The 13,703-nt window shown below is 46.1% G+C and carries 9 protein-coding genes and 3 pseudogenes; 3 read left to right on the top strand and 9 right to left on the bottom strand.

What is annotated here, in order from left to right:
* The 4 genes and pseudogenes from QUA25_RS02205 to QUA25_RS02195 all read right to left on the bottom strand — a co-directional run.
* Positions 1-617: pseudogene (locus QUA25_RS02205) on the bottom strand (IS630 family transposase); the annotation flags it as partial.
* A gap of 39 nt (positions 618-656) precedes the next feature.
* Positions 657-1,720, bottom strand: a pseudogene (locus tag QUA25_RS02200) (ISKra4 family transposase).
* Between the two features lie 364 nt (positions 1,721-2,084).
* On the bottom strand, positions 2,085-2,288 hold the full coding sequence (locus tag QUA25_RS29390) for a winged helix-turn-helix domain-containing protein (RefSeq protein WP_333206233.1): 204 nt from the start codon (positions 2,286-2,288) through the stop codon (positions 2,085-2,087).
* Positions 2,289-2,679: 391 nt separating this feature from the next.
* Positions 2,680-3,177, bottom strand: a pseudogene (locus QUA25_RS02195) (NUDIX hydrolase).
* A gap of 114 nt (positions 3,178-3,291) precedes the next feature.
* On the opposite strand from QUA25_RS02195, the gene QUA25_RS02190 reads away from it, so the two are divergent.
* A complete protein-coding gene (locus QUA25_RS02190; RefSeq protein WP_333035211.1) occupies positions 3,292-4,632 on the top strand; it encodes an AMIN domain-containing protein in 1,341 nt (446 codons plus the stop codon).
* 193 nt (positions 4,633-4,825) lie between these two features.
* Here the strand turns inward: QUA25_RS02190 and QUA25_RS02185 are convergent, their stop codons facing one another.
* A complete protein-coding gene (locus tag QUA25_RS02185; RefSeq protein WP_333035210.1) occupies positions 4,826-5,428 on the bottom strand; it encodes a DUF3172 domain-containing protein in 603 nt (200 codons plus the stop codon).
* A gap of 287 nt (positions 5,429-5,715) precedes the next feature.
* On the opposite strand from QUA25_RS02185, the gene clpS reads away from it, so the two are divergent.
* Entirely contained in the window at positions 5,716-5,997 is a 282-nt protein-coding gene (gene clpS / locus QUA25_RS02180; RefSeq protein ID WP_015178019.1) for an ATP-dependent Clp protease adapter ClpS, read from the top strand.
* Positions 5,998-6,236: 239 nt separating this feature from the next.
* Here clpS and QUA25_RS02175 read toward each other — a convergent pair whose 3' ends face one another.
* A complete protein-coding gene (locus QUA25_RS02175) occupies positions 6,237-6,569 on the bottom strand; it encodes an RNA-binding protein (protein WP_333035208.1) in 333 nt (110 codons plus the stop codon).
* Between the two features lie 287 nt (positions 6,570-6,856).
* On the bottom strand, positions 6,857-8,137 hold the full coding sequence (locus QUA25_RS02170; protein WP_333035206.1) for a hypothetical protein: 1,281 nt from the start codon (positions 8,135-8,137) through the stop codon (positions 6,857-6,859).
* A gap of 405 nt (positions 8,138-8,542) precedes the next feature.
* On the opposite strand from QUA25_RS02170, the gene QUA25_RS02165 reads away from it, so the two are divergent.
* Positions 8,543-9,925 (top strand): UDP-N-acetylmuramoyl-tripeptide--D-alanyl-D-alanine ligase, encoded by a 1,383-nt coding sequence (locus tag QUA25_RS02165; RefSeq protein WP_333035204.1) that lies wholly within the window; start codon positions 8,543-8,545, stop codon positions 9,923-9,925.
* 191 nt (positions 9,926-10,116) lie between these two features.
* Here the strand turns inward: QUA25_RS02165 and QUA25_RS02160 are convergent, their stop codons facing one another.
* Entirely contained in the window at positions 10,117-10,761 is a 645-nt protein-coding gene (locus tag QUA25_RS02160; protein ID WP_333035203.1) for a Uma2 family endonuclease, read from the bottom strand.
* 338 nt (positions 10,762-11,099) lie between these two features.
* A complete protein-coding gene (gene fusA / locus QUA25_RS02155; RefSeq protein WP_333035201.1) occupies positions 11,100-13,184 on the bottom strand; it encodes an elongation factor G in 2,085 nt (694 codons plus the stop codon).
* Between the last annotated feature and the right edge of the window lie 519 nt (positions 13,185-13,703).

The raw sequence follows: 13,703 nt of genomic DNA, 5'->3' as shown, positions 1-13,703 counted from the left end.
TCTCTCCATTCTTGAACTATCGAATCATTTAAGGCATTAATTTGCTCGTAAAAGGTATTCGAGTCTCCTCTTTTTATTACAAAATTTAACCTTTTTTTGTCATGATATCTCAACCCACCCATGATATTTACTCTTCCTCTTTTCCTTTGACCTGTGATTTTTTTTCGACTGCCTTTTTTTCCCCAATTTTTTCTTCTTATCACTCGTAAACTGAATCCACTTTCATCCCAAAACCATACCTGTAAAAGCTCTGGACTTTCTTTTGTTATTCTTAAATACTCAGATAACTTCTGTTTAAATACTTCTCTTTCAATTGGATTTTGTTTGTCCTCTAAACTATATTTAGCCCAAATATAAACGTATTTTTTTTTATGTAGTATTCTGGATATTTGGGAACCACTCAATTTAATTCCTGTGACTTTTTCTAAATAGGTTGCTAGTCTGGCTGCCGTCCATCTCCCAAATTCATATCCATATTCTGCAGGTTCTTTATCGATTGTATCTATCAATATTTTTTCATAGTCTGGAGTGACTTTGCGAAAATTTCCTGAGCTTCTTTTATCTAAAAAACTATCCAATTTATCTGGGTCGCCATGCACTGACCAATAAGCTACTGTTGTGTAAGCAATCGGGAGCATCCCGGTTTTGCAAAAGCCTCAAATGGCTAAGAGGTCGTTGAGGTAGGCACAACGAAGTTTGAGCATTTGATTGACATTTTTTTTCAACCATTGAGCGCCAGAAATTTTCAACCTTCTATCTATTTGTTTGACCGTCGATTCCACCGCTCCCGAGCCGATGGAACAAATCTTGTCTTGTGATAATTGCTCATAGTTAACAATTCGAGAGCGATGCTTTTCTAGATACTTACAAAAGTTTTGGGCGGTTTTTTTGCGACCATACTTAAATAAATCTAGAGTGGACTCGACCCGGCCTTGTCACAAAAATTCCTTGGCTTGGGCTAGACGTTTCAACGACCCTCCCACTTTATATAGATTTTCAATTAAATGATACCAATCTAAAATTTCGCGTCTGGTTTTACCAGGATTCAACTGGCTAATAATGTTCCATATTCCCTCATGTCCATCACCCAGACAAGTTAATATATCGGCTAAAGGCTGATGGTTTATATAGTTAATTAACGCTTCATTATCTTGATAAAAAGCCCCATAATAACTTTCATGTAACCGCACGGCCTTATAATCTTGCCAATGAGACCCTTCTCCCAACTTCCCTCTCAGACGGACTTTCCCTCCATCTATGCTAGTTTCCTCAACCTCCAAGAAGGCTATCGGTTCTGACCATTCTTGTTTTTCTACCAATCGATGTAAACAAGTGTGTCCCATCTTTACTCCTGTCTGAACTTCCATTTCTTGGGCAGCCTTGGAGTAGGAAATATTAGCGATTTGACGGAGACAGCATTTTTCAAATAATGGAGATAATCGGGTGGATTTCTTGACCTCTAATTTTTCTGCCTGTTTTTCAGTAATTATTAGTTCACCAATACAGCTTTTTACTGTCCGGGGTCGTCCTTGTTCTGTTCCCGTTGCCTGTTTGATAAAAAAAAACCTATTTGGGGACCTACATGAACCAGCCATTGCTGCCTGAGATGCTTTTCGATATTTTCCAAACTTGTCAGTTCACTGGGGGGTGTATTGTTATAAAAAATTTTAGCAATTTCTGACGTACAGCTTTCCAATCGCTCTAGTTCTTCAGGGGTCATGGCTCTTTCTCTCTACTCTTTTTTAACGTTTTTTTGGATTTTACTCATTTTATGCTGATTTGGGGATATTTACAAAACCGGGATGCTCCCAAGCAATCTCCATAAATTCACTAATTTCTCGATATGTTTTTCCGTCATTTACTAGCAACAAAATTAGAACTTTTTTCCTCACGTAATTATCCTCAGACTCTTTTAGTAGTTTAACGAGTCTCTGTTTTTGATTTTGAGATAGATGGTTTTTGGCTGGCATACATTCTAACTAATGAACGCTTATTTTATATTGATATTATACAATCTAGCTGCGTATCAGCTTAACTCTTGAGACACTCTATTCTTCAGTTCCTCTAAAATGGCTGATTGACTCTCAAACATATTTTTGGAGGAAGCTAAGTGTTGGCTTTTCCCAAAAGCAGCGCATTTTATCATACTTTTTTATACTTGCAAAATCGGGATGCTCCCGATCGGATTCCTGGTGTTCTGGGCGAGGAACTCTCAATCGAAACTTCATGGACTTCAAATATTCCCATCCTCTTTGACGAGAAACTTTGTAACCTTTAAGTTCACTCATCCAGTCTACCACTTTACGACCATTCCATAGCCCGCCATCGAGAGGTGGCTGCTGTAGGAATTGCCACAACTGAGCTTGTTCTACATCATTAAGCAGAGGGTCACGAGCTCGATTTGTGACACGCTGATCTCCGAGAGATTATGGTCCTAAATGGTTGTATCCCCAGACTCGCTTCATAAATCCAACTGCGACTATAACCAGTTACTGCCATCACTTCTCCGGTGGTTTTGCCGTTTGCTAACAGCCAAATAATTTGATAATGATGAGCACAAGTGGGTGTTTTGGCCTGACGGAAACGACTCGGTAGCTCTTCTACACTCAGATGAGGTGTGATCGTAATTCGTTTGGGCATTCTTGATCTGACGCAGTAGTATTCATCAATACTATATCATTACCAATCGACCGGACATGATATGATGCTTCCTGCTACACAAATTTCTCTGTTTTTTCTTCTCAAAAAAACTTCAGCAATAGGGACTCAAACTAATTCAATATCTAATTGTATTTGGCTGGTAAGCTTGACATTTTTAGCAAAGTATAGGTTGATAGAATTGGTGTATTTTACGGGATTATCATATAAGGTTGCTAGTTCCAAAATTTCTTCAGCAACATATCCCGTTTCTTCGGCAAGTTCTCTGGCGGCTGCCGATTTCCCGCTCTCTTCAGGAGGGTTGAAAGATCCAGCAGGCAGTTCCAGCAAAATTTCGCCTACTGCGTGCCTGTATTGACGCACTAATACAAGTTATTGCTGCTCTGTTGTGGCAAATACGAGGGCGATATTGGGTCGGAAATTAACAAAAAAGTCGTCTATAATTTGTCCGCTTGGCAATTCTATTTCATCTTGTCTAACCTGACACCACTTGTTGTTAAGAAGGAAACGCGATCGCAATAATTTCCATTTAGTTAAATTTTTCCTCTCGCAATGTTAAACTTTCAGCGTCATCCGAAGGCAAAATTTTCCCATCCATAATCTATTTCAGATCAAAAATTTCACCCAGCAGCCATGCCATACAAAAAATTACCACGAAAATTTTGGGCAGACTTCCAAAAATTGAATGTTAATTCTCTACCAGCGAGATTGTTTGCGATCGAGTCACTGAGCCTGAGTCTAGCAGTCGTCGCTGCAGTTGCAGCAGTGCCGACAACACTGGAACGAGCAAATGCTTCAACAGTGACTTCAACAGTGACAAGTTGGCAATTCGATCCCGCGACAAATCAGCTAGAAATTACTCTCCCAGAGGGAACAACCCCCACATATTCTCTACTCAACCCGTCTCAAATTGCTGTGGATTTGCCCAATACTGAGATCGGAGTAGATGCAACTCAGCTATACCCACAAGGTAGAGTGCGTTCTGTGGGAGTGAGTCAACTTCAACCGGGAACGGCTAGAATTCTGGTCAATTTGGCTCCGGGAGTCGGTTTCAGCGCAGGGCAAGTTCAATTCCAAAGAAGCGGGGTAGAAAATCGCTGGGTGTTGCGTCCTTCGATCGAACCGACTCCGAATATGGAAACTCCCGAAACTCAACCCCAGCCTCCAAGACAAGTACCGCAAAACCAGCCGCCGACTGATTCCAACTCAACTGGTGCCCCAAAGGTCGATAAACCTGAGCCTCCTACTTCCCCGAATCCCACTACAAATTCTTCGCAGCCGCCAACTCCCAATGATCAAATCCGGCCGCTCAGAGTGCCTTTAGTCAATGTTCCCCTTGATGAACGCCGTGGGGTACAAGCTGCTGCTCTACCCCGCCTAGATCCTCAAATAACGGCTGCCGTAGCGCCGGAACAGCGGACGCTTACCTTTGGTGAACCGCTTCCTCGCGGACGATCGAATGCTCCTTTGCAGGCTGCGGCTGGGGCGAATGTCTTGTTGCCGGCGGGCACGGAGCTCAGTTTGCTATACCCCGGCGATCAGGCTTTGCGCCTGCAAGCGAAACCCAGCCGCGAGGAAGTGCTTCTGCTGCAAGGAGGACTTTTCGACAGTCGCGGCAATACGATCGTACCTGCTAATACGCCAGTCATCGGCCGGTTTGAAACGACCAACCTCGGCACTAGATTTGTGGTCGAGGCTATTAGTCTCAACGGTCGCAATATCCCTCTCTCGGCTCGCTCAGAACCCGTGGGAGGCCGTCGGCAACAGCCGACCGATCGCAGTTTGGTCCGCAATACTGGTATGGGTGGCTTAGCTTTGTTCTTACTGAGCGGCTTTTCCGGTGTCGGTTTGTTGGCTGGAGCAGCGGCTGGTGCTGCTACAACTTACGTCGCTGCTCCTCAACCTGCTACGATTCAACCCGGTCAAACTTTCCAAGTTCAGTTAACCGAAGATTTACCGCAGTTCGGTTTTTGAAGGAAGAAGGAGGAGAGAACAAGGAAGAAAGAAGAGGTTCGAGGGAAGACTTCCTTCTTCCCTCGAACCTCTTCTTTCAAAATTTACTTAGAGCAGTTTTCCATTCTTTGAAATAAAGTAGGGACTTAGGCTAAGCCTAAGTCCCTACCCCATATCTGTACTTCACTCAAATCAAAACCGCTATATCGGCGATTTAGAAATTTTGACCTTCCGTGGTTGGAGCTATCGAACCCGGTTGGTTGAGGAACAGGTTTTTAGCGCCGTCATTTTGGTAGATACAGTTAATTTCGGGTTGAGCTTCTAGGGGGCCGGTGAAGCCAAAGGTGTTCATGCGATTTTTGCAATCGCGCACTTGGTCTTGGCTGATGAGTTTTCTTTGTTCGAGAATTGCCCAGTTATTGGTTCGCAAAACGCATCCGGGGCGCATACTCGGCTGCGAAATGTAGACGTTGAAGGGGTTTAGGGTGACGTAGAGGCGCATATCTGTCACCATCGCACTTGCTCCAAACTGCACGCAAAGTTCTGGGTTCGGGGCGCTGCGATCGATAAATTCGCGCGAGGCTACGTTCTCTGGGCTAATGGTAGCGGTGGAGCTAAACGCAATGCCAATCCCAATCCCCAGAATAAAGACGGCTGTTAAAATCCCTAGGGTGGCGGAATTGAGGAAAGATGGTTTGCCGGACTGAGGTTGACGCCGCGACTGTCCGCCCATTGAACCGGGGTAGTCGGAGTCTTCATCTCCTCGGGATGGGTCGCCGCTGAATCTGTCGTTGTAGGATTTAGGTTTGCGTTTCATATAAGGTTCCCTCAGTTCTGGAGACTCAACAGGTAGTAGTTTGTTATTTTTAACCGATCGCGCCTTTCTAATATTATGGCGCTACGAAGGTGGTTGCGGAGGGCCCAGGACACCCCCTGTGGGTTTGGTGTTGCGTTCACAGCTCGCGATCCACTAAGGGGCTGCCTTGTCTGAATTTTCAGATTTCAATAAAATAGCTGAAAGTGAGATAGTCTTGCACAGCGGAGGAATCCGGCTCAAGATTGTTGACAAATTTTAACATTTTACAAGTCAGGAGGTATAGATTAGTGTCTGTCGAAATTATTCAAAAGCCTTCCACAGTCCGCAAGCTTGCACCGCGCTACCGCGTTCTGCTGCACAATGATGATTTCAATCCTATGGAGTACGTGGTGCAGACTTTGATGGCGACGGTACCAAGTCTGACTCAGCCACAGGCGGTAAATGTGATGATGGAAGCCCATACTAACGGGATGGGATTGGTGATTGTTTGCGCCCTCGAACACGCGGAGTTTTACGCTGAAACGCTCAATAATCACGGATTGAGCAGCAGCATCGAACCTGACGATTAGAACCTGACGGTACTGCAACGGATTCGCCCAGCCGGTTTCAGACTCATACCGTCAACTTTCATACCAAAAAGCCAAGGGTTCGGCCCTTGGCTTTTTGGTATATTTAATCCGGTAGATATGGAAATTTGAAGAGCATAGGTTTTTCGGAACGGCCGGAAGTTGTTCGGAGCTAGGTGAGCTCTCGCACCAATTTCAACTCTCCAATCTCAAATCTTTATCCGAGGAAATTAATGAGGAAATTAATAACGTCCTCCTCCGCCTCCCCCTCCTGCGCGACCAAATTTTCCAGGGCCGCCACCCCGGTTGCCGCCACCCCGGCCACCTTCATCTTCGCGGGGCTTAGCTTTGTTAACTTTGAGGTCGCGACCCATCCACTCTGCTCCGTCGAGAGCACTAATGGCTGCATCTTCTTCTGCATCTGTGGACATTTCTACAAAACCGAAGCCGCGGGGGCGACTGGTTTCTCTGTCGGTAGGTAGATGTACTCGCTTAACGGTTCCGTATTCGGCGAAGACGGTGGTGATGTCTTCTTGGGTAACTTGGTAGGATAAGTTACCGACGTATATCGACATGAGGAATAACTCCAAAATTTAGACAGTGCGAAGATTTCAGTTTCGGAGAGTCCCCTGCCGATACAGAAGGGCAAGTTTTTAGACAATTCTGTAGCAATGAACAAAGCCTGCAACTGAATCTGATTCACACTTGGTACTTTAACATAGAATAGCGTCTTTTGAGTAGGTTTTAGGAGTTAATTAAGTCGTTCTAATTAAAGGTAAAACTTTTAGGGTATTCAGAAACGTGGTCGATCGGTGTGATGTTTTGCCTGCTGTGGAAGCAGAGAAAGTTATGCCGCCCGCTTTCACCGCAGGAAAGATACATCCACCTTGCCAAAGTTGGTACTCAAAGCTAGGTTTACGTTTTCCAGGGCTTTGACTAACCACACCACGCCTTCTCGGGTACTGCATTCGTAGTGACCGAACAAAATTGCCAGCCGCTTTTCTAGGTAGGGCTTGACTTTGCCGCAAATTAGTACGATTTTCAGCAGCAAACCTGTGGTTTGGGTCGGCCCGAGGTTTGAGATCAGGTCGATGAAGACAAAGTGGTTGGGCCGCACAGGACTCTCTACTACTAAAAAGTTCAATAACTGGCTACAAGTTCTGATCATTAAAAATTCATTAAACTTCTGATCGTCGCTGTGGGGCAGGGTATTTTGTAGTTGCTTATACAATTTTTCGTTAAAGAGACGTTTGCCGTAGCGCTCATCGGTGACAGAAGAAATCAGGTATTCGTACAAGTCGTCTTTAAAGGAGCGGTAGGACTGATATGTGCTGGCGTTCGCCGTGAAACGGCCCGCTAGCTGTCTGTAGGTATCGGCTCCTTCTACTTTTCCGACAAATTGCTTGAGGGCAAAGAATAGTTCCGGGTCGGTCAACAGGGTCGGATTTTTTATAGACTGTACACTTCTGCCGAAAGAAAGGGAGGTTTCCCGGCGCGCTGTTTGGGCTTTTCTCACTTGGTGAGCCACGTATTGGGAGAGGTTGATCTCAAATTGCTGCTGCTTTTGAGCTTGGATTCTTTTAATGATTTTTTGTTGTTCGTAGGTGCTGTCGTCGCTGAGGAGGCAGTGTTTGTAGAGGTAAGGGTAACGGGGAATTAATGTTCCGAGGGGAAGGGTAGCAGGGGTTTTGCTGTTGCTGCTATCTTCATTGCTGTGAGTTATGACTTTGGCTAAGCGTTGGAGGGTGAGGTACTGTTCACTTTCGGTAAATTGATTTACTAATTGGGGGATGGAGCCTCGCCCCCGCGATCGATTGTATCCAAATAATATTTTGGGCGCTTCTTCAAACACAGCGATCAATTCAGGGATGGCGGCTTGCTTGCTGGGGTATGTTTGCCAACGGTTGATCAGGATGTGGCAGCAGCGGTTGAGGATGTATTTGAATTCTTGTTCAGCGTGTTCTGAGCGTGCTATTTTTTCGAGTGCGTCGGCGACGGAGCGATCGGGATATCCGGTACCTTGGATAAACAAAGTGCGAAAGCGGCTGATGAGTTCGGCCGGCTGCTCTCGTTGTACCAACTCCAGCCAATGCTTGTAAAGTCGCTGTTCTTCTTCGTGGCTTTGTCTGTTGTAGTCGTTCACTGTGGATTAACCCTCCGAGGCTGGGGCAGGAGCTTTCAGCGCTATTATCTTGATGAATTGGCCAATGAATCGCAATAATTGAGTCAACCGAGCTTCTCGCCGGATGAGGCTTATGGGTAGAAGCTGTCAGCAGCTTAAGCCGATCGATATTTTTGCTTAGTTAAACTATTTACCAACACCAGCATGACATGAATTGTTGGTAATTAGCAAGGCCTTAAATCACCATCTACTTTGTAAAGTATTGGTAAAGATTGTGGGTGGGTAGGGAATAATTTCTGGGTGGGCGGACGATTTAGTATTAGGATGATCAAGGTCAATCCTGATCCGCAGCCCGCTGTTAGTTAAATTTGAGGTTGGGCGAGGTAGAATTAGCTGGGAAAATTATTTGAAATGTGAGTGCTGGTTATGGTTTGTCGCGTAAGTATCGCCCAACTATCTGAAATTTTAAGTGTACCTTTGCCTGCTGTGTCTAAGGGAGTTTTGACAGCTTTAGGGACAGGTATTGCCACAGATACGCGCACTCTTGAGGGGGGCGAAGTATTTTTGGCGCTGCGGGGAGACAATTTTGATGGCCATCAATTTTTGGCAAAAGCCAGGGATTTGGGGGCGATTGCGGCGATTGTCGATCGAGATTGGCAAGAGGAATTGCCTAATTTTCCGCTGTTGCGCGTTGACGATACTTTAAAAGCTTATCAGTCGATCGCCCGTTGGTGGCGTGACCAATTCAGTATACCTATAGTTGCTGTTACTGGGTCTGTAGGTAAAACTACTGTTAAAGAGTTAATTGCGGCGGTTTTGTCAACGAAGGGAAATGTTCTTAAAACTCAGTATAACTACAACAATGAAATTGGCGTACCAAAAACTCTGTTGGAGCTTTCACCTTCCCACAATTATGCTGTAATTGAAATGGGAATGCGCGGCAGTGGCGAAATAGCGCTGCTGTCGCAAATTGCGCGTCCTACTGTGGGGGTAATTACTAATGTAGGAACGGCCCATATCGGGCGATTGGGTTCGGAAGAGGCGATCGCCCAAGCTAAGTGCGAACTTTTAGCAGAAATGCCTACAGATAGCATTGCTATTCTAAATCACGATGGTGACAGATTAATCGCAACTGCGGCCAAAGTTTGGCAGGGAAAAACTTTAACTTACGGTTTAGAAGGCGGGGATTTGTGCGGAGAATTGCTCAATCCTGATACAATGTTAGTACAAGGTGTGGAATTACCACTGCCGCTGCCGGGACGCCACAATGCTGTAAATTATTTGGCGGCTTTGGCGGTAGGAAAAGTTTTAGGTATTGATTGGGAAGTTTTAAAGCAAGGTTTGTCTGTGCAGTTACCGGATGGACGGGCGCGCCGCTACGATTTGCCGCAGGATATTGTGATTCTAGATGAGACTTACAATGCTGGTTTGGAGTCGATGTTGGCGGCGCTGAGACTGTTAGCAGATACTCCGGGAAAGCGCCGGATTGCGGTGTTGGGAACGATGAAGGAATTGGGCGATAGGGCGATCGAATTTCACCGACAAGTGGGAAGGGTCGCACGAGATTTGCATCTGGATGCTTTGTTTGTTTTTGCTGATTTTGAGGAAGCAGCGGCGATGGCTGCAGGTGCGGCGGGTTTGCCTTTTGTGGAGGTAGAAGATATTGCGAGGGAGAATTCCCGCGAAGATTTAGCAAGGCATTTAATGGAGTTTGTCACACCGGGCGATCGTATTTTATTTAAGGCCTCTCATTCGGTGGAGTTAAATCGAGTTGTGGAGAAGTTTCGCGCTGATTTGGCTGGCGAATAATATCCTGTCCGCGTCAATAATTATAATTAAGTTCGTAGTGAGGACTAAAGTCTTCCTAAAACTCGCTCGGAGTGAACTCCTCGCTACAAACTCATGTTTTACACGATATGATATCATCTCAAAAGTGCGTGAAACGGAGCTATCTTCCCGCAGGGGTTCCCGTTCCCCGTAGGGTAGGGAATCGTCCTCCTTCACTCTCCTGACTGAATTTGACTCCTCACCCATTCGCGGAACAAGCGAATCAAAGCTTTTTCTTTTGTAGTTCTCCTCAATTCCAAAAAGCGCAGCATCTCAACTTGCGACAAAAAAGGGAAAGTCGGAGAAACATCTCTTTCGGCATATTCCTGTAATTCCAACTGATAAATTATTAAACGATTTCCGTCGTAGCGCCAAACTTCAGGTACGCCTAAACTTGCATATAAAGAAAGTCGATCGATCGAACTGCTAGTCACGTCAATTTCCACAACTAAATCCGGTGGTGGATCTTGATTGAGATCGATTTGTTCTTTGTCCCAAACCACATTCTCATTTTGGATATAGTAGCACTGATCCGGTTCCAAGCCGCGAGCCAAATCTTCGCGCCTGCAAGTTAGAGAACCCAAACTGCAAATTTCAACATTCAATTCATCAGTCACGGTTTCTACAAAACGTCCCAAGATTTTTTTGTACTTTTCGTGGGGTGCTAAAGGAGTCATAATTTCTAAATTTCCGCGATCGTAAGTCAGGCGAATTCCTCTTTGTTGGGCTAACTCATTCAGCAGGGATTCGTATGTTTTCCAGCTAATGTTGTTCAGCAGAATTCCGCTACTTTGACTCGGGATCAGGGTGGCTGTCATGGCTACCTGCCTGGGTTGTAAATTATTGATTGTATATTAGCAAATATTATCTTGATTGATGCGCGATCGCCCTTTTAGAGCGACTTTTGAAGCGACCATCTCTTTGGGCGAGTAAAAAGTATTTTTTAGGAGTGTGAAAATAAAAGTGGAATAAACTCCAGCGCATCTAAGTTTTACTATCAAGTGCGATCGCACTCTTCTGGGCTGTCTCGCCCGCCCGAAAATACAATTTAGATCCGCCTCGGCTTATTCCCATTGACCAAGGTTAAAAACTAGATTTTTCTAGTTTTTAACCTTGATGATTGACTGCGACGAATCGATTCGTCACAGTCAATACATTACTTCGCTGCTTGACGCTCTTTGGCCGCCTTAATCACTTCTTCAGCGATGTTATTCGGACAAGGAGCATAGTGCGAGAAGGACATTGAGAACTGGCCGCGCCCAGAGGTCATAGTACGCAAATCGCTAATGTAACCAAACATTTCGCTCAACGGTACATCTGCCTTGATCCGTGCTCCTGTCTGGCTTGTCTCCTGAGATTTCATCATCCCCCGGCGGCGGTTGAGGTCGCCGATCACGTCGCCCATGTAATCATCTGGAGTGAATACATCGACATTCATAATCGGTTCGAGCAACTGAGGCGCCGCTTTAGGCAGAGACTGCCGATAGGCCGCTTTGGCAGCAATTTCAAAGGCCATTGCTGACGAGTCAACGGGGTGGAAACCGCCGTCTAGTAGGGTGAATTTCAAGTCCAAGCAGGGGAATCCGGCCAAGACGCCTTTGTCTATGCAGCTTTCAAAGCCTTTTTCGACCGCGGGCCAATATTCTCTCGGCACGCTACCACCAGTCACTTTGGACTCAAACTGGAAGCCACTTCCCACCTCACCAGGCTCGATCACATAGCCAATTTTCGCAAATTGACCGGAACCACCTGATTGCTTTTTGTGGGTGTATTCGTCTTCGAGGCGCTTGGTAATCGACTCGCGGTAGGCTACCTGTGGTTCGCCGACTTCTACTTCGATGCCGTGGGTGCGCTTGAGAATGTCTACTTTGATGTCGAGGTGTAACTCGCCCATCCCCTTGAGAATCGTTTCGCCACTTTCTTGATCCGTCACCATGTGGAAGGATGGGTCTTCTTGCACCATCTTGGTGAGGGCTGCTCCCATTTTTTCTTCGCCGCCTTTTTGTTTCGGTTTGACCGAAATCGAAATAACGGGATCTGGGAATACCATCGGCTCTAGGGTGGCGGGATTTTTGGGGTCGCAGATGGTGTGTCCGGTGCGGACGTTTTTCATACCGACGATCGCCACAATGTCCCCTGCTTGCGCGGATTCAATTTCTTCGCGAGAGTTGGCGTGCATTTCCACCAAACGGCTGATGCGCTCGGTTTTGCCTGTGGCGGTGTTGAGTACGGTGTCGCCCTTGGACAACTTACCGGAGTACAGGCGCGTGAAGGTTAAAGCACCGTAGCGATCGTCCATGATCTTAAACGCGAGTGCCCGCAATGGCCTATTGGGATCGACGATCGCAAACTCGCCGGTTTCCTCGCCATCGAGATCGACTTCTGGCTGCGGTGTGACTTCCATCGGGTTCGGCAGGTAGTCAACTACGGCATCGAGAACCAACTGCACACCTTTGTTTTTAAACGATGAGCCGCAGTAGGTGGGGAAAAATGCCCGATCGCGAGTACCTTTGCGAATGCAGCGCTTGAGGTCGTCGAGGCTCGGCTCGTTGCCTTCGAGATACTGTTCCATCACAGTGTCGTCTTGCTCGACGGCCAGTTCGATCAACTTTTCGCGCCAAGTTTCGACATCATCGACCATATCGGCCGGGACATCTTTAATTGTATAGTTCATCGGATCGCCGGAGTCATCCCAGATCCAGGCTTTGCGGGTCAGCAAATCGACTACGCCACAAAACTTTTCTTCTATGCCGATCGGCAATACCATTACCATCGGTTTAGCGCCAAGGATTTTATCGACTTGCTGGACAACGCGGTAAAAATCTGCACCCGTGCGATCGAGCTTGTTGATGTAGATGACGCGAGCGACTTTGGAATCGTTAGCGTAGCGCCAGTTGGTTTCCGATTGCGGTTCAACTCCACCCGAACCGCAGAACACACCGATGCCACCATCGAGAACCTTCAAAGAACGGTAAACCTCGATCGTAAAATCGACGTGTCCCGGAGTATCAATGATGTTGAGCTGATGGTCGTTCCAGAAGCAGGTGGTAGCAGCGGATTGAATCGTAATACCGCGCTCTTGCTCCTGTTCCATGAAGTCAGTAGTCGCCGCGCCTTCGTGAACTTCACCAATTTTGTGGATTTTACCTGTCAGTTTCAGGATTCTTTCTGTTGTGGTGGTCTTGCCAGCATCTACGTGGGCGAAGATGCCGATATTTCGATAACGAGTGAGATCTTTCATAATTACTGTTGAGATTAAATGCGACGAACCGTCGGCGACCACCTGCAAGCGTAACCAGCGAGGAATCAATGTTGCCTTAGGCGCCAGTACAGGCTAGATTTCCTTTCCCCTGTTTCTGGCAGAACTATCTTAATTTTGACACTTCTTCGTCATTCCTGCGAAGGATTCTTGGTCGAATAAGTACCCCAAGCCTGGCTCCTTATCAAAATAGCGTAGATTAAGGCCAAAATTCTCTCTTAAAGTAGTTTGGGTTGAGGCACTCGTTTCCAACAAATTCGTGTTTTTGACGTTTCGATCAACCTGATATTTTGCAGCAGTCTCAGCAAAAAAGTATAAACCGCGTTTCCTGACAAAAAACCTAGGATTTTACGTGAGTTTATGGGAAGAAAACCAGTTTCTGACGTTACTGACATTAAAGAAGTAGGTGCAAATAAACCCCCCTATGGGGAGGATGGTGGGTGAGTGCAGCAATAAACTGGCGGCTTTGATATATATTTGCTTAACCCGCCACTACAAAAT

Source organism: Microcoleus sp. Pol17C6, assembly GCF_036701145.1.
Classification (GTDB): Bacteria; Cyanobacteriota; Cyanobacteriia; order Cyanobacteriales; family Microcoleaceae; genus Microcoleus.
This window is presented reverse-complemented; position numbering and strand designations above follow the sequence as displayed.